This window comes from Allomuricauda sp. XS_ASV26, from assembly GCF_041224615.1.
GTDB classification, from domain to species: Bacteria; Bacteroidota; Bacteroidia; order Flavobacteriales; family Flavobacteriaceae; genus Flagellimonas; species Flagellimonas alginolytica.
The window spans coordinates 79,321-99,103 of the sequence record NZ_JBGFGK010000031.1; the positions used below are offsets into that span (position 1 = coordinate 79,321).

The 19,783-nt window shown below is 42.4% G+C and carries 17 protein-coding genes; 12 read left to right on the forward strand and 5 right to left on the reverse strand.

The genetic code is table 11. The features are described 5' to 3' along the window. Positions 1–50: 50 nt before the first annotated feature. On the forward strand, positions 51–1,508 hold the full coding sequence (locus tag AB9K32_RS07855; RefSeq protein ID WP_369884868.1) for a PAS domain-containing protein: 1,458 nt from the start codon (positions 51–53) through the stop codon (positions 1,506–1,508). On the opposite strand, the gene AB9K32_RS07860 is transcribed toward AB9K32_RS07855, so the two are convergent. The 3 genes from AB9K32_RS07860 to AB9K32_RS07870 all read right to left on the reverse strand — a co-directional run bounded on the left by AB9K32_RS07860 (position 1,505) and on the right by AB9K32_RS07870 (position 4,182). After that, the gene (locus tag AB9K32_RS07860) at positions 1,505–2,449 is read right to left on the reverse strand and encodes a pyridoxal-phosphate dependent enzyme (protein ID WP_369884869.1); all 945 of its coding nucleotides are present in this window, start codon (positions 2,447–2,449) and stop codon (positions 1,505–1,507) included. The genes AB9K32_RS07855 and AB9K32_RS07860 overlap by 4 nt on opposite strands. Positions 2,450–2,503: 54 nt before the next feature. After that, entirely contained in the window at positions 2,504–3,412 is a 909-nt protein-coding gene (locus tag AB9K32_RS07865; protein ID WP_369884870.1) for a universal stress protein, read from the reverse strand. Positions 3,413–3,492: 80 nt separating this feature from the next. Further along, positions 3,493–4,182: a Crp/Fnr family transcriptional regulator gene (locus AB9K32_RS07870; RefSeq protein ID WP_224835558.1), complete on the reverse strand. Its 690-nt coding sequence runs from the start codon at positions 4,180–4,182 to the stop codon at positions 3,493–3,495. A gap of 119 nt (positions 4,183–4,301) precedes the next feature. On the opposite strand from AB9K32_RS07870, the gene AB9K32_RS07875 reads away from it, so the two are divergent. Genes AB9K32_RS07875 through AB9K32_RS07915 form a run of 9 tightly spaced genes read left to right on the forward strand, consistent with a single transcriptional unit; the run spans position 4,302 to position 14,244 of the window. Further along, on the forward strand, positions 4,302–6,686 hold the full coding sequence (locus tag AB9K32_RS07875) for a heavy metal translocating P-type ATPase (protein ID WP_369884871.1): 2,385 nt from the start codon (positions 4,302–4,304) through the stop codon (positions 6,684–6,686). A 59-nt stretch (positions 6,687–6,745) separates the two neighbouring features. Next, positions 6,746–6,958, forward strand: coding sequence for a cbb3-type cytochrome oxidase assembly protein CcoS (gene ccoS, locus AB9K32_RS07880; protein ID WP_224835556.1), 213 nt, complete (start codon positions 6,746–6,748; stop codon positions 6,956–6,958). A 2-nt stretch (positions 6,959–6,960) separates the two neighbouring features. Next, positions 6,961–9,162, forward strand: a complete 2,202-nt coding sequence (ccoN, locus tag AB9K32_RS07885; protein ID WP_224835555.1) for a cytochrome-c oxidase, cbb3-type subunit I — start codon at positions 6,961–6,963, stop codon at positions 9,160–9,162. Between the two features lie 2 nt (positions 9,163–9,164). Continuing rightward, positions 9,165–9,353, forward strand: a complete 189-nt coding sequence (locus tag AB9K32_RS07890) for a cytochrome C oxidase subunit IV (protein ID WP_067037876.1) — start codon at positions 9,165–9,167, stop codon at positions 9,351–9,353. Between the two features lie 4 nt (positions 9,354–9,357). Next, positions 9,358–10,332 (forward strand): cbb3-type cytochrome c oxidase N-terminal domain-containing protein, encoded by a 975-nt coding sequence (locus AB9K32_RS07895; RefSeq protein ID WP_369884872.1) that lies wholly within the window; start codon positions 9,358–9,360, stop codon positions 10,330–10,332. 48 nt (positions 10,333–10,380) lie between these two features. After that, a complete protein-coding gene (gene ccoG, locus AB9K32_RS07900) occupies positions 10,381–11,790 on the forward strand; it encodes a cytochrome c oxidase accessory protein CcoG (RefSeq protein ID WP_369884873.1) in 1,410 nt (469 codons plus the stop codon). 11 nt (positions 11,791–11,801) lie between these two features. Then, positions 11,802–12,248 (forward strand): FixH family protein, encoded by a 447-nt coding sequence (locus AB9K32_RS07905; RefSeq protein ID WP_252078894.1) that lies wholly within the window; start codon positions 11,802–11,804, stop codon positions 12,246–12,248. 2 nt (positions 12,249–12,250) lie between these two features. Continuing rightward, positions 12,251–12,961 carry a sulfite exporter TauE/SafE family protein gene (locus AB9K32_RS07910; RefSeq protein ID WP_252078895.1) on the forward strand — a complete coding sequence of 237 codons (711 nt, stop codon included), beginning with the start codon at positions 12,251–12,253 and terminating at the stop codon, positions 12,959–12,961. Between the two features lie 14 nt (positions 12,962–12,975). Then, a complete protein-coding gene (locus AB9K32_RS07915) occupies positions 12,976–14,244 on the forward strand; it encodes an acetyl-CoA hydrolase/transferase family protein (RefSeq protein WP_369884874.1) in 1,269 nt (422 codons plus the stop codon). Between the two features lie 92 nt (positions 14,245–14,336). Here the strand turns inward: AB9K32_RS07915 and AB9K32_RS07920 are convergent, their stop codons facing one another. Both AB9K32_RS07920 and hemN read right to left on the reverse strand, forming a co-directional pair. Next, complete coding sequence (locus AB9K32_RS07920; protein WP_224835549.1) at positions 14,337–15,158, reverse strand: universal stress protein; 822 nt, start codon at positions 15,156–15,158, stop codon at positions 14,337–14,339. Between the two features lie 18 nt (positions 15,159–15,176). Continuing rightward, on the reverse strand, positions 15,177–16,535 hold the full coding sequence (gene hemN / locus AB9K32_RS07925; RefSeq protein WP_252081237.1) for an oxygen-independent coproporphyrinogen III oxidase: 1,359 nt from the start codon (positions 16,533–16,535) through the stop codon (positions 15,177–15,179). A 184-nt stretch (positions 16,536–16,719) separates the two neighbouring features. Here hemN and AB9K32_RS07930 point away from each other — a divergent pair, with 184 nt between their 5' ends. Together AB9K32_RS07930 and AB9K32_RS07935 are read left to right on the forward strand one after the other, a co-directional pair. Then, positions 16,720–18,564, forward strand: a complete 1,845-nt coding sequence (locus AB9K32_RS07930; RefSeq protein WP_369884875.1) for a CBS domain-containing protein — start codon at positions 16,720–16,722, stop codon at positions 18,562–18,564. A 5-nt stretch (positions 18,565–18,569) separates the two neighbouring features. Beyond that, the gene (locus AB9K32_RS07935) at positions 18,570–19,772 is read left to right on the forward strand and encodes a succinylglutamate desuccinylase/aspartoacylase family protein (protein ID WP_369884876.1); all 1,203 of its coding nucleotides are present in this window, start codon (positions 18,570–18,572) and stop codon (positions 19,770–19,772) included. Positions 19,773–19,783 lie beyond the last annotated feature (11 nt).

Sequence of the window (19,783 nt, forward strand, 5' to 3'; positions counted from 1 at the left end):
TGCTCAACCTATTTTTGTCCCTTACCTTTAATTTGAATAAACTTTAGCCTGTGAAACAGAAAAATGCCTTTATTCAGAATAAAGTTGAAATCGTTGAAGATAGAAATGACATTGTTTGGGCAATGGACGAGAATTATAAGCTCACCGATTTCAACACCTCCTTTAGTGCACTTTTAAAGCGCAACGGTTCCATTACTGTTGAGCGAGGTATAGATTTAAGAAAGGTATTCAAGACAAGCAGTTTTTTTGACCCTTGCGAACAAGGTTGCGAAAGAGCTTTAAACAGGTACGCCACAACTTCCAAACATACTTTCGAGGAAAATGGTGAAATCGTTGTCCACGAATTTTCCTTTCAGCCATTTATGAACAGTTCCGGAGATATTGTGGGATGTTGTGTCTGGCAAAAGAACATTACCCAAGAGGTAAACAATAACCATCGTTTGCTGGATAGCGAAAGAAAGTACCGGGAAGCTCAGCAAGTTGCCGATGTAGGTCATTGGAATTGGGATATGATCAAGAACGAAATTACTTGGTCCGATCAACTATACCGAATTTTTGGGCAAGAACCGGATACTTTTAAAGCAGATTATGAATCTGTAAAGGCTATTATTCACCCAGAAGATAGGCAGGTTTTTGACGAGGATGTAAATCGAAGTATCAAGGAGAACGTTCCTCACGATATTATTCACCGCATAGTGGTGTTGGACGGAGAGGTTAGGTATGTGCATCAAAAAGGAAAGGCTTACTATAACGAAGAGGGTAAACCCTATAGAATGAGCGGTACGGCTCAAGACGTAACTAAGGAAGTCCTGTCCAATCATCAAATATTGGAACAAAATCACGAGCTACAGAATTTTGTTCGGATAATTTCCCATAACCTAAGAGGCCCGATATCAAATCTGTTGATGTTGTCCAAAATATATGAATGGGGAAAGGATGAGATGAACGACGATATTGTTCGAAAAATAGAGCACACCACCGAAGCTCTGGACCAGACTATCAAGGACCTTCATCTTTCACTGTCCTTAAAATCGGCCGATAAGGAAAAGTTTAGAGAGGTCTCTTTACGTGCCGTGATGAAAGATGTTGATGGATTGTTGTCCGAAGAGATAATTAAGAGCAAAGCCACGGTAAAAACCGATTTTTCGGGAGGTGAGACCGTTTTTGGTGCTAAAAGTTATGTGGTAAATATCTTTTACAATCTTATCCTTAATGCAATTAATTATGCAAAGGATGAAGTGCCCGCAAATATTAAGATTGTTTCTGAAGAAACGGAAAATAATGTGGTGCTTAAGTTTGTGGACAACGGTATTGGTATGGAGCTTACCCCGGAAAAGGAGCGAAAAATATTTGATATGTACGGCAGGTTGAGCGGTGCAACCATAGGTAAAGGTTTTGGGCTTTATTTGGTGAAAACACAAGTTGAGGCCATGGATGGTAAAATAGAAGTTGAGAGTACCAAAGGCGAAGGCTCTACATTTATTGTTACCCTGCTAAAGAGCCTTTAGGCGGGTCTAAAGGGCAATTTGCTCAAATCCACGTTTCCACCAGAGATTATTATACCAACTTTTTTATGGGTCAGTAGTTCTTTTTTCTTGAAACAGGCCGCTAGTGCAACTGCACTGGATGGTTCACATACAATTTTGAGCCGTTCCCAGATCAACCGCATGGCGTGGACTATCTCTTGCTCTTTTACCCGAACAATTTCTTCAACATATTTCTGAATTATAGGGAAGTTTCTATCGCCTAATTGGGTCTTTAGGCCATCTGCAATGGTATTTGTGGCAGTGTTTATTTCTATTTTTCCGCTCTTTAGGGATCGGAAGGCATCATCCACCTCAAAAGGTTCACCGCCGATCGTTTTGCAATTTTTGCCAAAATAATGTACTGCTAAGGCAGTGCCCGCTAGTAAGCCACCACCTCCTACAGGGGTAAAAACATAATCCAAGTCGGGGTATAACTTCAATAATTCCATACAAGCGGTGCCTTGTCCCAGAATCACTTGCTCATTATTGGAGGGATGGATAAAAGTTGCGCCTTGTTTATTGATAATTTCTTGGGTCGCTTGTTCTCGGGCAGTCAAAGTAGGTTCGCATTCGGAAAGAATACCACTGTAGCCCCTTACGGCCTCTTTTTTTACCTCTGGAGCGGAACTGGGCATAACAATATAAGCTTTTACTCCCAGGCTTTGGGCGGCTAAGGATAAAGCCTGTGCAAAATTTCCAGAAGAATGTGTTACAACACCATTTTTTTTCTGATCGGGGGTAAGCTGAAGAATGGCATTGGCAGCCCCACGCATTTTAAATGCGCCCATACGCTGAAAGTTTTCGCATTTAAAATAAAAATTGGTATTGCCCATTTTATCGATCTGCCGAGAGGTAAGAACGGGCGTATCGTGAATAAAAGGCTTTATTCTTTGGTGGCAATCTCTAAGTTGTTGTTTGTCCATAAATCCCTATACCTAATTCGTGAACTAAAATTAAGTATAAAGATAATACAGGGTTTAATTATGGGATTCCACTTCTTGTTTTTCTTCCACGGAACCTTTGGAGGTTCCCTCCATTCCCAATTCGGGGATTACCAACAATGGAATTTGGGTATGGAATGCGGTCCTTTTAATAATGGGCTCGCGGGTCATTTTTTCCATATAACTATGCTGGTAATTCAACATTGCCAAAAGATGTATGCCCAATTCCTTGGAGAATGTCTCTAAGGTATGCGAAACCGAATTCAGTTCGGAAACCGTGTGCACAAAATGTTCGGCATTGCCAAGATAGCGGCGCAGCATGTTCAGGTTAAATTGCTGAAGCTCTGTAAGGGCTTTTATACCGTATTGTACATGGACAATCCGAATAGTGGCATTGAACATTTTGGCCATTTCCAAAAGTGGGGATAGCTCGGAAGAGGTATAGAACCTATTAAAATCGGTGGCAAATGCAATTTCGGATGGTGTAACGTACTCAAAGTGATAGGGAATGGCCAAAACAGGGCACTTTTTGACGGCCTTTATAATACGTACCGAGTTGCTTCCCATAAAAACCTCTTCAGCGCCAGATGCACCTTTGGTTCCCGTTATCACCAAATGGATCCCAAAAGTATCAACAATGTCCTTGACCTCTTCTACCAATAAATTAAAAGAGGATATGGTCTCAAAACTATGGTTTGGATTACCGTATTTGCTTTGTATCCGTTTAACAGTTTTGTTCAGGCTCTGTTCGGAGTTCTCACGCACTGCATCAACAATGCGAACACCATCGATCATTTTGGCCATAAACCTGCTGCTTGGTATCACAGGGGTGTAGGTGTTGAGCAAATAAAATGTACAACGCCTGTTGCGGAACAATTGCATGGCGTAATCTATGGCGTTCCATGCATTTTCCGAAAAATCCGTAGGTATTAAAATCTTCTGCATCTGTCAATGGATTATGATGCATAAAATTAAACGTATGGTGCAGGGGATTCTATGACAATTGTCAGCTTTTAAAAAAAGACCTAAAAGCCTTCAACCATTTCCATTAGCTTGCGTTCGTCCTTAATGCCGATTTTTTTTCCGGAGGCATGGATAAGGCCTTTCTTTTTAAATTCTGAGATAATTCTAATGGCCGATTCGGTAGCGGTGCCCACTACATTGGAAATGTCCTCTCGGGAGAGTGTAAGTGCCAAATATCCATCTTCATCTTCACCAAAATTATTTTTTAGATAAAGAAAAGCTTCGGCCATGCGCTGTTTTACGGTTTTTTGCGAAATGTTTACGATAACATCGTCCGCTTCCTTAAGGTCGTGTGCCATATGGCGAAGTACTTCCAAAGTGAAATTTGGATTTTTTTGGAGCGTATTGTTTATGCTTTCCTTTGGGATAAAACAAACCTCCATATCGTCGACAGCTATAGCGGAAAGATTGGTGCTTTCTTGCGATATTACCGAGCGCTGCCCCAAAACTTCGCCCTTTGTGGCCAATTTTACGATTTGGTCCTTTCCGTTGGCGCTAAGTTTGGAAAGCTTCGAAACGCCATTGCGTACACAGTAGACCCCGTTCAGTTTTTCACCTTCTTCAAAAAGTGCATCTCCCTTTTTAATGGTCTTTGTGGTTTTGGAGTCCGATACTTTTTTCAGCTCCTCCTTGCTCATGGCGCGTAAAGAATTGAACTGCCTAATGATACAATTTTCACACCTGCTTTCCATAATGATTAGTTTACCTGATTCGACAAAAATAGTTGATAAACAATCACAAAATACTGATAAATATCATATTTTTAAGAAGAATAGTAGTACAAATTTGCAATAGGTAAAGCAAATGTGAAATGACAGACCCGACCTGTTATCATTGTGGAGATGATTGCGGTAAAAACCGTGTACAATTTGATGATAAGGATTTTTGTTGCAATGGTTGCAAGACCGTTTACGAAATCTTTACCTCCAATGGTCTGTCCACTTTTTACGAAATAGAAGGTAAAGCAGGTACCACTCCAAACGAAATCCGTCAGAAATACGATTTTTTGGACAACCAGGAAATTGTGAAACAACTTGTGGAGTTCGACGAAGATGGTGTACAAGTGATAAGTTTGAGTATTCCCAATATTCATTGTAGTTCCTGCATATGGGTGTTGGAAAATTTGAACAAGTTGCATTCGGCCATTTCGGTTTCCCAAGTAGATTTTCCTAAGAAAACCATTAGGGTTACCTTCAAAACAGAAGATTTTTCGTTGAAAGCCTTGGTGCTGCTGTTGGGGAGTATTGGTTACGAACCATATATTTCGTTGGAGGAGTACAATAAAAAGGGGAAAAAGGTGGATCGTTCCCTAATTTATAAACTCGGAGTGGCCGGATTTGCGTTCGGTAATGTAATGCTGTTCTCCTTCCCGGAGTATTTCGAGGTCGAAGAGTTTTGGTTGGATCAATATAAGAGCGTTTTCCGTTGGCTGATGTTCGCCTTTTCGCTGCCCGTGGTATTTTATGCTTCCCAAGATTACTTTGTTTCGGCTTATAAGGGCATCCGCTCCAAATTGTTGAACATTGATGTGCCGATAGCCCTTGGGATACTGACCCTTTTTCTAAGAAGCACCGCGGATATTATTTTTGACCTGGGTTCCGGTTTCTTTGATAGTCTCACCGGTCTGGTCTTCTTTTTGTTGTTGGGCAAGTTTTTTCAACAAAAAACCTATGCTTATCTGTCGTTCGAGCGCGACTACAAATCCTATTTTCCGATTGCGGTGACCCGATTGGGTAAAAATGGCGAAGAGGAGAACATACAAGTTTATAATATCGAGGTAGGGGATAGGATCCTGATCCGGAGCCACGAGATCATTCCAGTGGATTCAATTCTGATAAAAGGGACCGCCGAGATCGACTATAGTTTTGTTACCGGGGAATCCGAACCTGTGTTTAAGGAATCGGGAGAGAAGCTGTTCGCCGGTGGCAAGCAACTTTCAGGTGTCTTGGAAGTAGAGGTCTTAAAATCTGTTTCGCAAAGCTATCTTACCCAACTTTGGGGCAATTCCGTATTTTCCAAGGACAAATCCAGTCAATTCCAGACCCTTACCGATAGCATAGGAAAACGATTTACCATTGCTGTGTTGAGTATAGCCACATTGGCCACTTTGTTTTGGTTGGTGTTCGATCCTAGCCTTGCCCTAAATGTGTTCACTTCGGTATTGATCATTGCCTGCCCCTGCGCCATTGCCTTGGCCGCACCGTTCACATTGGGGAATATGCTTCGCATTTTTGGAAAACATAAATTCTATTTAAAAAATGCTAGCGTAATCGAGAGGCTATCCATAATCGATACAGCTATTTTTGACAAAACCGGTACGCTGACCACCAATGTAAAGGATACCATCCATTATGAAGGAATGGAGCTTACCGAGGAAGAGACGGCACTGTTAAAAACAACCCTGAGAGCATCCAATCACCCCTTGAGCCGATCGTTGTACAATATTTTAAAATCCAACGCCATAATGACCCTTGAGGAATTCCAAGAGCATACCGGCAAAGGAATAGAAGGCAAGTACAATCAACATACCATAAAAGTAGGCTCAGCGGCCTATGTGGGCGAAAACCACTCCAACTCCATAACCAATACTACAGTTTATGTAAGTGCGGATGAAGATGTGAAAGGTAGGTTCGTGTTCAAAAACACATACCGGGACGGCATGAGCCAAATATTTGATGAATTGTCCAATGATCTTAACCTAGGTATTCTTTCGGGCGATAATGATGGTGAAAAAAAGAAGCTGGAGGGCTTGCTCCCGGCAAAGACCAAAATGATGTTCGATCAAAAACCGGAAGATAAACTGGAATATATCAAAAAGTTACAGCAGAAACATAAGGTCTTAATGGTGGGCGACGGCCTGAACGATGCTGGAGCCTTGGCACAGAGCAACGTAGGGTTGGCCGTTTCGGAAAACATAAACGTGTTCTCCCCTGCCTGCGACGGAATTTTAGATGCTGCCCAACTGCGAACGCTGCCAGAATTTATTAAATTATCCAAGCAATCCGTTCGGATAATCAAAATGAGTTTTTTGCTTTCATTGTGTTATAATGTCGTGGGATTGTATTTTGCCGTTACAGGGCAGTTACAACCAGTAATAGCCGCTATTTTAATGCCATTGAGTTCAATTAGTATCGTGGTGTTTACCACCTTGGCCACCAATTTTGTGGCTAGAGAGTTAAAAAATAAAGAAAGCTGATATATGTCATTTTTTGAAGCATACCATCACAGTAGTTTTACCCCTAAATTAAGGCAGGTATGAGTGTTATTTATGTGTTGTTGGCCATTAGTGTAACGGTGGCCGTGGTCTTTTTTATAGCCTTTGTTTTTTCGGTAAAGAGCGGACAATACGACGACACCTATACTCCGTCGGTAAGAATGTTGTTCGAGGATGAGGTGGTAAAGAGCCAGGATAAATCAAACCTATATAGTAAAAAGGAAATCAAACAAACTAAAAGTACAAACCAATAAATATGGAAATACAACAGTTCCGCTACGATAACAAAATCGTGCAAAAGTTCTTATACGCTACCATTTTATGGGGTGTGGTAGGTATGGCAGTAGGTCTTTTGTTGGCCTTTATGTTTTTGTTCCCCAATGTTACCGAAGGTATTTCATGGTTGAGTTTTGGACGTTTGCGTCCATTGCATACCAACGCCGTGATTTTCGCATTTGTGGGTAACGCAATTTTTGCAGGGGTGTATTACTCATTGCAGCGATTGCTCAAAGCTAGAATGTTCAGCGATGTTCTGAGCAACATCAATTTCTGGGGGTGGCAGTTGATCATTGTGGCAGCGGCCATTACCTTGCCTTTGGGTTACACAACCTCAAAAGAGTACGCAGAATTGGAGTGGCCCATAGATTTGGCCATTGCTGTAGTTTGGGTGGTCTTTGGATGGAACATGATAGGCACTATCTTAAAAAGAAGACAACGGCACCTGTATGTGGCCATTTGGTTCTACCTTGCCACATTTGTTACGGTAGCAGTGTTGCATATCTTTAATAGTTTGGAACTACCTGTTACGGCGTTAAAAAGTTACTCAGTGTATGCTGGTGTACAGGATGCATTGGTGCAATGGTGGTACGGTCACAATGCCGTGGCATTCTTCTTGACCACTCCTTTCTTGGGGTTGATGTACTACTTTGTTCCTAAAGCAGCGAACAGGCCAATTTATTCCTATAGATTGTCCATCGTCCACTTTTGGTCGTTGATATTCATTTATATCTGGGCTGGCCCTCACCACTTGTTATATTCTGCTTTGCCCGATTGGGCACAGAACCTTGGTGTAGTATTCTCCATAATGTTGATCGCACCATCTTGGGGTGGTATGATAAACGGATTGTTGACACTGCGTGGGGTTTGGGACAAGGTGCGTACCGATGCCACACTGAAATTTATGGTAGTGGCCATTACAGGTTATGGTATGGCAACGTTTGAAGGCCCGATGCTATCTTTGAAAAACGTAAACGCCATTGCCCACTTTAGTGACTGGATCATTGCCCACGTGCACGTTGGAGCCTTGGCCTGGAACGGGTTCTTGACCTTTGGTATGATCTATTGGTTGGTGCCCCGTATGTTCAAAACCGAACTGCATTCCAAAGGATTGGCCAATTTCCACTTCTGGATCGGAACCTTGGGTATTGTACTTTATGCCTTGCCGATGTACGTTGCAGGATTTACCCAAGCATTAATGTGGAAAGAATTTAACCCAGATGGTACCTTGGTTTACGGTAACTTCTTGGAAACCGTTACCCAGATTATCCCTATGTACTGGATGAGGGCCATTGGAGGTTCGCTTTACATCTTAGGTATGTTCGTACTGCTGTACAATGTAGTGATGACCATAAAATCCGGTAGCAAGGTTGAAGATGAAGCGGCAGAAGCTCCAGCATTGGAACGTGTTGCCAAAAGAAGAGTGGCCGGCGAAACTTTCCACAACTGGTTGGAAAGAAAACCGGTACAATTGACCATCTTGGCAACCATAGCAATTCTTATTGGAGGTGTTGTTCAAATTGTACCTACAATCTTGGTGAAATCCAACATTCCTACCATAACAAGTGTTAAACCTTATACTCCTTTGGAATTGGAAGGTCGTGACCTTTACATTAGGGAAGGTTGCGTAGGTTGTCACTCGCAAATGATTCGTCCCTTCCGAAGCGAGGTGGAACGTTACGGAGAGTATGCCAAGGCAGGGGAATTTGTGTACGACCACCCATTCCTTTGGGGGAGTAAGCGTACGGGTCCCGATTTGTTAAGGGTCGGAGGTAAATACTCGGACAATTGGCACTTGAACCACATGTACGATCCACAAAGTACTTCTGCAGGTTCCATAATGCCATCTTATGAATGGTTGGTTACCGATGAGCATGATCGCAGCGATATACAGGCAAAAATGGAAACCATGGTAAAATTGGGGGTTCCCTATACCGAAGAAGATATTGCCAATGCTCCGCAATCCATGGCAGAGCAAGCACAGCAAATCGAAAAGAACCTATACACAGACCCCGAGTTTGCAAAAACCTATGAAGCGGATAAAAAGTACGCCGAAGAAAATGGGCTCGAATTCGTTGAAATGAGAGATCGGGAAATCGTGGCCTTGATTGCCTACCTACAAAGATTGGGTACCGATATAAAGATTGAAGGAACTGAAGAAACAATATCTCAAAACAAATAACCATGTTGAAATTTGTAAAAGAACATATGGAAACCATCGACGGGATAGCCAACTATCCCATGGTTTCCCTACTTATCTTCTTTGTGTTTTTTGTGTTGTTGTTTTGGTGGGTTTTCACCGCTACCAAGGAACACATAAGGGAGATGTCCGAACTGCCTTTGGATAACGATGATCAACAAAACAAACTATAATATTATGAGCACAAAAACACCTTGGTGGATAAGAGTCCCGGTTTTATTCTTCCTGATCTTTGGATTAATGGAATACTTTATCGACTCGGGAGACAAACTGGCAATAATAGAATACCCTATCACACAGTTTTTTTTGCTGTTGGTATTAATGATCCTTATTGCCATAGAGCTAATATTGGCCTCCATAGAAAATATTATGTTCCAGACACTGACCGAAGAAGGAAAGGAACGTTACCTAGAAGCCAAAAGCAAGAAATTTGAATGGACCTGGGCCAAAAATTTAATGGCAAAACTGACCAAGAGCCGTTCAATCGAAAGAGAAGGTGAGATTGTATTGGACCACAATTACGATGGAATCCGAGAATTGGACAACGTGCTGCCACCATGGTGGGTATACCTTTTCTATGCGACGATTGTTTTTGCCGTGGTCTACCTGGTTAGATTCCATATTATCGGCGAATACGACCAAAAACTCGAATACGAACAAGAAGTGGCAGCAGCCCAATTGGCCATTGAAGAATACAAAAGAACGGCCAAAGATCTGGTGGATGCCAGTACCGTGGAGTTTTTGTCGGATGATTCTGATTTGGCTGCAGGAGAGAAAATATTCCAAGCCAATTGTGTGGCCTGTCACATGGCCGATGGTGGAGGTGGAATTGGACCAAACCTGACCGATAAATATTGGATATTGGGCGGAGGCATCAAAAATATTTTCACAACTATATCGGAAGGTGGTCGAGACGGTAAGGGAATGATTGCATGGAAACAAACCTTAAAGCCTGTCGAAATGGCCCAAGTAGCCAGTTATGTGATGACCATGGGCGGAACCACGCCCGCCAATCCAAAGGAAGCTGAAGGAGAAATCTGGGTAGACCCAAATGCTCCCGAAGAAACCAATGGTGCCGAATCTGAAACGGAAGAAACCGCTCCCGAGGAAATGGAGCAGGCCGTCGATTCAACAAACGTTGCCATGAACTAGTCCTTGGGGCATTCGGCAACAAATATTTATCCATAAACCACAAATGCGATGGAAGAAAACTTTAGGGATTCCATAGGCACAATCACAGAAGAAGGTAAAAGGAATTGGATTTTTCCAAAAAAACCTAGTGGACGGTACTACGATTACCGAAAGTACGTAAGTTACTTTCTACTCGTTTTTTTGATAGCGGCCCCTTTCGTTAAGATTGATGGGCACCAATTTCTATTGTTCAACGTGTTGGACAGGAGGTTCAATATATTTGGGCTTCCATTTTGGCCTCAGGATTTTCATCTGGTAGTAGTGTCCATGATCATCGGAGTTATTTTTATTGCACTGTTTACGGTGGCATACGGCCGTATCTTTTGTGGATGGATGTGTCCGCAGACCATATTTTTGGAAATGGTGTTCCGTCGTATCGAATACTGGATAGACGGAGATAGAGGAGCTCAAATACGACTGGACAAGGCTCCGTGGACAGGGAAAAAAATAAGGAAAAGACTTCTAAAGTGGAGTATTTTCTTTCTTATTTCCTTCTTTATCGCCAACGTGTTCTTGGCCTATTTGATCGGTAGCGATCAATTGATCGCTTATATTACAGATGGTCCTATGGCGCATTTGAGCACAATGGTCCCACTGTTGATTTTTACAGCGGTCTTTTATTTCATTTTCGCATGGTTCAGGGAACAGGTATGTATTATCGCTTGCCCTTACGGTAGATTGCAAGGGGTGCTGCTGGACAATAAATCCATTGTAGTGGCCTATGACCATAAACGGGGCGAGGGCGAAAACGGGCGTAAAAAGTTCAGAAAGAACGAAGATAGGGAAGCTCTGGGGCACGGCGACTGTATAGATTGTTTTCAATGTGTAAATGTGTGTCCTACAGGGATAGATATTCGCAACGGGACTCAGTTGGAATGTGTAAACTGTACCGCTTGTATAGATGAATGTGATCACATAATGGATAGTATCAATAAGCCCAAAGGCTTGATCAGATATGCCAGTGAAGATGAGATCACCCAAGACAAAAAATTCAAATTTACGGCACGTATGAAAGGTTACACAGCAGTGTTAGTCGTGCTTATTGGGATGCTTGTGGGAATGTTGTTTATGCGTAACGAGGTCGAGGCAAACGTACTTCGTTTACCTGGGCAGTTGTACGAGCGCAAGGATAACAACATTATAAGCAATGTGTACACCTATAAACTGGTGAACAAGACCACTAAAGATATTGATAATGTTTCATTCGAATTGATGTCGCACAAAGGAACCATCAAAATGGTCTCCCAGGAAACTTTCACGGTTCCCGCGGAAGAGATGGCCGAAGGAACACTTTTCATCGAAATAAATGCCTCGGCACTCAATGGAGATAAGGATAAACTAAAGATAGGGGTGTATAGTGGCGATAAACTCATAGAAACCACGGTGACCCAGTTTTTGGCACCTAGAAGTTATAACTAAACAAACGAGAGATGAAAATTAATTGGGGAACGGGAATCGTGCTGGCATTTATTGGCTTCATCGCCTTTATCCTATACTTTGTGGTTAGGATGAGCACCGACGATAGTGCCAACCACGATTTGGTTACGGAGGAATATTACAAAAAGGAATTATCCTATCAGCAGGATATAGATGCATCAAACACCGCATCGGAAATGAATGCCAACCTGAAGGTTGAAAAAACCAACGAAGGTTTGATGATATATTTTCCAGAGCGTTTCGACCCAAAAAAGATAAGTGGAACAGTGTCCCTATACAGACCGTCTAACAAGCACTTGGATACCAACTTTCCTATAAGTTTGTCCAAAACACATTTGCTCATACCTGACAATCGCTTGGTAGACGGTCGCTGGGACATTTCCGTAAACTGGGAATACGAAGGTAACTCCTTTTTGCATAAACAAAAATTGGTGTACTAGTAATGTTGACCTCTGCATTGGTATTGGGATTATTGGGAAGCCTGCACTGCTTGGGCATGTGTGGGCCAATCGCCTTTATGCTCCCCTTGGACCAAACCAACCAGGTTAAAAAGACCGCGCAATTATCCATATATCATTTTGGCCGACTATTGGCCTATGGCGTAATTGGTGTGCTTTTTGGACTTTTGGGCAAGGGACTGTCCTTGTTCGGTATTCAGCAAAAGCTTTCGATAGGCATCGGTGCGCTCATGATTGTCCTGGTATTGGTTCCTGCAAAATATCTGAACGGGCATAAGTTTTTAACACCCATTTATTCGATAATTGGTAAGGTGAAATCCAAACTTGGGGCAGAGCTCAAAAAAAAGAGCCCGGATACTTTTTTGACCATAGGCTTTTTAAACGGCTTTTTGCCCTGTGGCCTGGTGTATATGGCCCTTTTGGGTGCCATTGCCATGGGCAGTCCCGTGGAGGGCGGACTTTATATGATGATTTTTGGTTTAGGAACGGTGCCGTTAATGTCCTTGGTGGTGTACTCCCGTGGTATGTTCAATACCTCCATTAAATCCAAAATTCAAAAATTGATACCTGTATTCGTGGTCATTATAGGAGTCCTTTTTATAGTTCGTGGACTTGGTCTGGGAATACCGTATGTTTCACCCAAGCAGGCTCCGGCAGATGCTGTGTCATCGACCATAGAATGCCATCAACCCTAAAAATCTAATCAAAAATGAAAATAACAACAGCAAGTGAAGCGGTAGGAATTGTTAAATCTGGCGACCGTGTCTTCCTTCAAGGTGCGGCCATGACACCGAACGAATTGATAGATGCCCTTTGCGATCGGCACCAGGAAATTAATAATGTCGAGATCATTTCCATACATACCGAAGGCGACGCAAAATACACTAGGGAACCATATTGTAATGCTTTTACCCTAAATGCATGTTTTGTTGGTGGAAATGTGAGGAGTTACGTAAATACCAGATTGGGTGATTATATCCCGGTTTTTTTAAGTGAAATACCATGGTTGTTTGCCGATGAATATCTTCCATTGGATGTGGCCTTCGTGCAAGTGTCACCACCGGACAAACATGGTTATTGCTCTTTGGGGGTGTCGGTTGATGTGGCATTGCCAGCTGTTAGAACGGCAAAAAAAATAGTCGCACAAATCAACCCACAAGTGCCTAGGACCCATGGAACCGGAATTGTGCATGTAGACGATATTACCTATGCCATTGAAGTGGATAGGCCAATCCATGAACATAATCCTACCGAAATATCTGAAATAGAAGGCCTGATTGGAAAACATGTGGCATCGTTGATAGATGATGGAGCTACCCTGCAAATGGGTATCGGCAACATACCCAATGCAGTACTTTCCAACCTTGGTAATCATAAAAATTTAGGTATCCATACCGAAATGTTCTCTGACGGGGTCTTGCCGTTGTTGGAAAGCGGAGTGATCAATGGATTGGAAAAGGCGGTAAAACGAGGTAAAATTGTGAGTTGTTTCGCTGTTGGGTCAAGAAAGCTATATGACTTTATCGATGATAACCCTATTTGTGATTTTAGGGATTCGGGATATACCAATGATACAGCCAGGATTCGAAGAAATCCGAAAGCAACAGCGATCAATAGTGCCATAGAGATCGACCTTACGGGACAGGTATGTGCGGATACAATTGGAGGATATCAGTTTTCCGGGGTAGGCGGGCAGATGGACTTTATGAGAGGAGCTTCGTTGTCCAAAGGAGGAAAACCAATAATAGCCATGTCCTCTACCACTAAAAAAGGAGTATCCAAAATAACACCGTTCCTAAAGCAAGGGGCAGGTGTGACCACTACCCGTGCGCACATGCATTATGTGGCCACGGAGTACGGGGTGGTGAATCTATTTGGCAAGAACTTGCACCAACGTGCCGAAGCGTTGATTTCCATTGCCCATCCCGATCACAGGGAAACGTTGGAGAAAGCGGCCTTTGAGCGGTTTAAAGGTTAGTCGTTTTTAAAGAAAAACAATAAAAAAGGGGGCAATTTTAAAATTGCCCCCCTTTTTTTGAACTGCATGAAACCAATCAAAAATGCAATCCATCAAATTTTAAAGGTGATTACAGGTGCGTTGGAATGGTTGGCGATATCTTCACCAATGCTTCCCATAAAAAAGTGGGCAAGACCTCTTCTGCCGTGTGTTGGGATTCCAATTAGATCGGCGGATACGCCATCACTATAGTTTAGAACGCCTTTCTCAACGGTGTAATCGTTGTAAATTTCTACTTCTAGGCCGAGGCTGGCGGCGTGTAAAAATTTAGAAATCTTTTCATAAGCGTCTTTATGGCTCAAAAACTCGTCACCAGGTGTGTTTATATACACGGGTTGAAGTTTTGCACCGAACAAATCGGCCATATCTTTTGCTTTTTTAAGGGCATCGACACTTTCTTCCTCAAAATCGGAAGCAAACACAAAACTCTTTGGTTTAAACTCCGACATATCACCTTTGATCACCAACACGGGTACGTCGGCTGTTCTGACCACTCGCTCCGTATTGGAGCCTATAAAGATTTCTTGAAGGCCATCTGCACCATGGGACCCCATTACAATAAGGTCGGCCTTGTGCTTTTCGGCCACTTCGTTTACTTCGCTGAAAACTTTGTAGTGTTTTATGATCGGAACTACTTTAATACCCTTTAAAAAAGGTTGTTCCAAAAAGTCTGCAAAGCGTTTTTCACCTAGCTTTATCAAATGCACCACTTGTTCTTGGGAAATGTATCCTGATTCGCCCATAATGGCAGGTGAAAGTTCCAACATGTGGAGCACTAAGAGTTCTGCTTCATGTTGTTTCGCCAACGAAGCGGCAACTTTTAGCGCGTTTTCGGATTGTTTCGAAAAATCAACTGGTACGATTATACTTTTCATTTTTATTGGATTTTTAGGTTAAACGGTCATGGAAAATATTCGGGTATCTGGTTTGTTTCGTTGCATTTGAAGATCAAACGCCATACTTATATTTCTTACAAAAGGTCTTCCTTTGGCGGTTACTTTTATTTTTTTGTCACTTGTTTCCACCAATCCGTCATTTTTTAATTCGGACAGGTTGGCCACTATCTCTTCAAAATCCACTATTTGTTCTTCAAGTGGTTCCCACGTGGTTTCAAATTGACACATGATATTGAGAATATGTCTTCTCAAAATTTCATCTTCTGTGTTAAGAATATGCCCTCTAAAAATAGGGATTACCCCATGCGAAACCAAATTTTCATACTCCTCTACATTTTTAACGTTTTGTGCAAAGCCATACCAGCTATCGCTGATGCTGGATACGCCCAAACCGATCATTAATTTGGTTTTTGATGGTGTATAGCCCATAAAATTTCTATGCAATGTGCCATTCTCCAACGCCTTGTACAAACTATCGGTCGGCAAGGCAAAATGATCCATGCCAACATCTTTGTACCCAAAGTCGGCAAGCATTCTCTTGCCAAGTTCGTATTGAGCCTTTTTTTCTATGGACGTGGGCAAATCTGATTCTTTGTACCCTCTTTGTCCGTTCCCTTTGAGCCATGGAACGTGGGCATAGCTGTAAAACGCGATCCTATCCGGTTTTAGTGCATTGGTCCTGGCTATGGTGTTTTCCACATCGGAACAATATTGGAAAGGTAGTCCGTAAATAATATCGTGACCAACGGATGTGTATCCAATTTCCCTGGCCCATTCGGTTACATTTTTTACATTTTCGAACGGTTGTATTCTGTTTATTGCACGTTGTACGGTTAAGTTATAATCCTGGACCCCAAAGCAGACCCGTCTAAAACCAACATCGTAAAGTGCCTGTAAATGTTCTTTTGTGGTATTGTTGGGATGACCCTCGAAACTAAAATCGATATCTTCGGTTTTTTTGCTCAATCGGGCAATTCCGGTCATCAACATTTTTAAATTATCGGGCGAAAAGAAAGTTGGCGTGCCACCCCCAAGATGGAGTTCCTTGATCTTGGGTCTGGTTCCCAACAGATCTACATATAATTCCCATTCTTTTAGCACGGATCCAATATAGGGAGTCTCCACCTCGTGGCGTTTGGTTATACGCTTGTGGCATCCGCAAAAGGTGCACATGCTTTCACAAAAGGGCAAATGTATGTAAACACTGATGCCTTCCTCGGAACTTTCGCCAAAAGCTTTTAGTACACTGGAGTTCCACTTTTTTCCGGAAAAACTGTCCGTGTTCCAATAAGGTACCGTGGGGTAGCTCGTATATCGAGGACCCGGAACGTTGTATTTTTGAACCAATTCGCACATAAGTTGCATACCATTATGTTATAGTTCAAAAGTACTTTTGATCCATTTTAAAAAACATGATAATTGTCAGGATTGCGCCCCAAATGATGCCAAGTACAATTTTTTAGGCTGATGTGTATCATGTTTTTGCCCCTCCAAACATTGTACCTTTAAATGATTTAGACATGCTCTTAAATATTTTACTATGGGAGAACATATCAGAAAAAGTTCTTTTAGCGAGGACGAACGTAAGGTATTTGTTCAACATCTGATCAATGATATCCAGGCCCTTGAGAATATGATTGCCGATGGTTTGATCGAAGATGATATTGTTCGCATCGGTGCAGAACAGGAAATGTGTATTATTAAGGACGATTATAGGCCATCACCAAATTCACTGGAAATACTAAAGGAAGTAGATGATCCCCACTTTACCACCGAATTTGCAACATATAATATTGAAGCCAATCTTGACCCCTACAAACTAGAGAAAGATTGTTTTTCCAAAATGGAGCATCAGCTCAGGACGTTGTTGCATAAGGTAAAAGAATCGGCGGCCAAACACAATACCAAAGTTATCCTTACCGGGATTCTGCCAACAATCAGTAAGGATGAGCTGGGGATGGACTTTATGACGCCCATTCCAAGGTATTACCGTATAAACGAAGTGCTTACGGCTTGGCGGGGCGACGATTTTACGGTTAGGATACATGGAGCCGATGAACTATCACTGCATCACGACTCAGTTTTGTTCGAAGCGTGCAATACCAGTTTCCAGCTCCACCTACAAATACCCCCACAGGATTTTGTTAAAAGCTACAACTGGGCCCAAGCTATTTCGGGGCCTGTTTTAGGGGTATGCTGCAATTCCCCGCTTTTATTGGGAAAGGAACTTTGGCGGGAGACTAGGATAGCCTTGTTTCAGCAAAGTCTGGATACGCGGGTATGGACCAAGGCATTGCGCGAAGAAGTCGCCAGGGTCGGTTTTGGGGAACGATGGCAAAAAAAATCCGTAGCGGAAACATTTAAACAAGATATTTCCACCCATCGGATATTGCTTACCAAACCTATTGAGGAAAATTCCCTGCAATTATTAAAAGAGGGCAAAATTCCTAAACTCGAGGCTTTGAGCTTGTTCAATAGTACCGTTTATAGATGGAACCGTCCTTGTTACGGTGTCGGGAATGGAAAACCACACCTAAGAATTGAGAACAGGTACATTCCCGCTGGTCCTACGGTGATAGATGAAATGGCAAATTTTGCATTTTGGGTCGGGCTAATGGCCGGAAGACCTCATAAGTATGACGACATGCCCGACCTAATGGATTTTAGAACGGTCAAACTCAATTTTCTTAGGGCGGCATCAAGTGGCAGGCATGCCATGTTTTCGTGGATGGGCAAAGCCATGACCATGAAGAAAATAGTTCGGGAGGAATTATTGCCCATAGCTTACAACGGGCTAAGAAAGTTTAATGTTGATGAAAAGGATATTGAAAAACTTTTGGGCATTATCGAAAAGCGCGCAAGTGGTAGAACAGGTGCAGATTGGCAGATCAAAAATTTTAGGGAGCTCAGAAAACAAATAAAACTGGACAGTGCCATAGTGCAACTGACCAAGGCGATTTATCGGAATCAACAAGATGATGAACCGGTACATCTTTGGAAACCTATCGAGGGCATGGTGGAGACCAAGGAGGCTTTCCGTTGGGTAAGCCAAATAATGTCCACAAAACTAATGAAGTTGTACGAGGACGATTACGCAAATTTGGCCATAGCGATCATGCAGTGGAACAATATTCATCATCTTCCCGTGGAAAATGGCAAGGGAGAGTTTGTGGGGCTTCTCACATGGAGCCATATAGAAAAATTTAAAAAGATCGATAAAAAAGAAGCTAGGGTCTCGGATGTAATGGTCAAAAATGTGATCACGGTAAGCCCAAAAACTGAAATATCCGAAGCAAAGAAAATAATGGAAAAGCACAATATTGGTTGCTTGCCTGTATGTGTGGATGCCCATATCGTGGGAATCATCAGCAAAGTTGATATGTAATAAATATGACAATAGTTCACAGTATAGCATTGGACGAAACTGTAAAGGTGGACCGTGTAATAGATCATATCCGCGGTAAAAAAGGCGGTCCTACAGTGGTATTTTTTGGAGGTGTGCATGGAAACGAGACGGCGGGCGTATTCGCCTTAAAGGAGGTATTTAGGGAGTTGCATTCCAAAAAAACAGCTGTTCATGGAGAATTGTACGCCATTTCGGGCAATTTGGGTGCACTGGAAAGCAAACAGCGTTACCAAACCGAAGACCTTAACCGGATATGGTTTCAAGATAGGATCGAACGTATTATAGACCACCAAGAAATAAGGCACAACGAAGAGAACGAGTTGGGGCAGTTGTACCGTTTGATACATAGTATTTTGGACTCCGGCACCCCGCCCTTTTATTTTATGGACCTTCATACCACATCGAGCAATACCAGTCCATTTATGGTTCTGAACGATAGCCTGTTGAACCGCAAGTATGCCTCCAATTATCCTTTGCCGATTATATTGGGGATAGAGGAGTATTTAAAAGGGGCTTTGTTGAGCTATATTAATGAGCTGGGCTACGTATCCTTAGGTTTTGAGAGCGGGCAGCACGATGACGATATGGCCGTAAAGAATTGTATGGAATTTATCCGTTATAGTTTGGCTGTAACACAATCCGTTCATGTTTCGGAAGAGCGGAAAGAACAACTATACCGGAATATTTCAAACTCCAGCGATGCACCCCATAGATTTTACGAAATATATCATCAGTACGATATCGCGCCCAATAGCAACTTTGTAATGGCTTCTGGTTACATTAATTTTCAAACGATCCCTAAAGGTGCAGATCTTGCCCTTGTGGATGGTATAGAACTTAAAACAACAAAAAAGCGACAGATTTTTATGCCGTTGTATCAAAAACAAGGTAACGAAGGTTTTTATTTTATAAGACCGATACCGGTTTTCTTGTTATGGCTGTCCAAGAAATTGAGAAGGTTTAAAGTGGACCATATTTTGGTCAAGCTTCCGGGGGTGGAGTGGAAAGGTGTTAGTAAGGATACCTTGGTGGTCGACCAAAGGGTAGCCCGGTTTTTTGCCAAATCGTTTCTCCATTTACTGGGATATAGGGCCAGAAAGTTCGATGAATCCCGATTGATGGCAAAGAATAGGGAGAGTGCTTCAAAATTTAAAGCATATAAAGGAACGGCATGGTACAAAAAATAAAAGGCCCAAGA

Coding starts and splice junctions, on each gene's coding strand:
- AB9K32_RS07930 (WP_369884875.1), top strand. CDS start 16,720: ATGGGAGAACATATCAGAAAAAGTTCTTTTAGCGAGGACGAACGTAAG.
- ccoS (WP_224835556.1), top strand. CDS start 6,746: ATGAGTGTTATTTATGTGTTGTTGGCCATTAGTGTAACGGTGGCCGTG.
- AB9K32_RS07875 (WP_369884871.1), top strand. CDS start 4,302: ATGACAGACCCGACCTGTTATCATTGTGGAGATGATTGCGGTAAAAAC.
- AB9K32_RS07865 (WP_369884870.1), bottom strand. CDS start 3,412: ATGCAGAAGATTTTAATACCTACGGATTTTTCGGAAAATGCATGGAAC.
- AB9K32_RS07905 (WP_252078894.1), top strand. CDS start 11,802: ATGAAAATTAATTGGGGAACGGGAATCGTGCTGGCATTTATTGGCTTC.
- AB9K32_RS07890 (WP_067037876.1), top strand. CDS start 9,165: ATGTTGAAATTTGTAAAAGAACATATGGAAACCATCGACGGGATAGCC.
- AB9K32_RS07860 (WP_369884869.1), bottom strand. CDS start 2,449: ATGGACAAACAACAACTTAGAGATTGCCACCAAAGAATAAAGCCTTTT.
- AB9K32_RS07910 (WP_252078895.1), top strand. CDS start 12,251: ATGTTGACCTCTGCATTGGTATTGGGATTATTGGGAAGCCTGCACTGC.
- AB9K32_RS07915 (WP_369884874.1), top strand. CDS start 12,976: ATGAAAATAACAACAGCAAGTGAAGCGGTAGGAATTGTTAAATCTGGC.
- AB9K32_RS07920 (WP_224835549.1), bottom strand. CDS start 15,158: ATGAAAAGTATAATCGTACCAGTTGATTTTTCGAAACAATCCGAAAAC.
- AB9K32_RS07870 (WP_224835558.1), bottom strand. CDS start 4,182: ATGGAAAGCAGGTGTGAAAATTGTATCATTAGGCAGTTCAATTCTTTA.
- AB9K32_RS07935 (WP_369884876.1), top strand. CDS start 18,570: ATGACAATAGTTCACAGTATAGCATTGGACGAAACTGTAAAGGTGGAC.
- ccoG (WP_369884873.1), top strand. CDS start 10,381: ATGGAAGAAAACTTTAGGGATTCCATAGGCACAATCACAGAAGAAGGT.
- hemN (WP_252081237.1), bottom strand. CDS start 16,535: ATGTGCGAATTGGTTCAAAAATACAACGTTCCGGGTCCTCGATATACG.
- ccoN (WP_224835555.1), top strand. CDS start 6,961: ATGGAAATACAACAGTTCCGCTACGATAACAAAATCGTGCAAAAGTTC.
- AB9K32_RS07895 (WP_369884872.1), top strand. CDS start 9,358: ATGAGCACAAAAACACCTTGGTGGATAAGAGTCCCGGTTTTATTCTTC.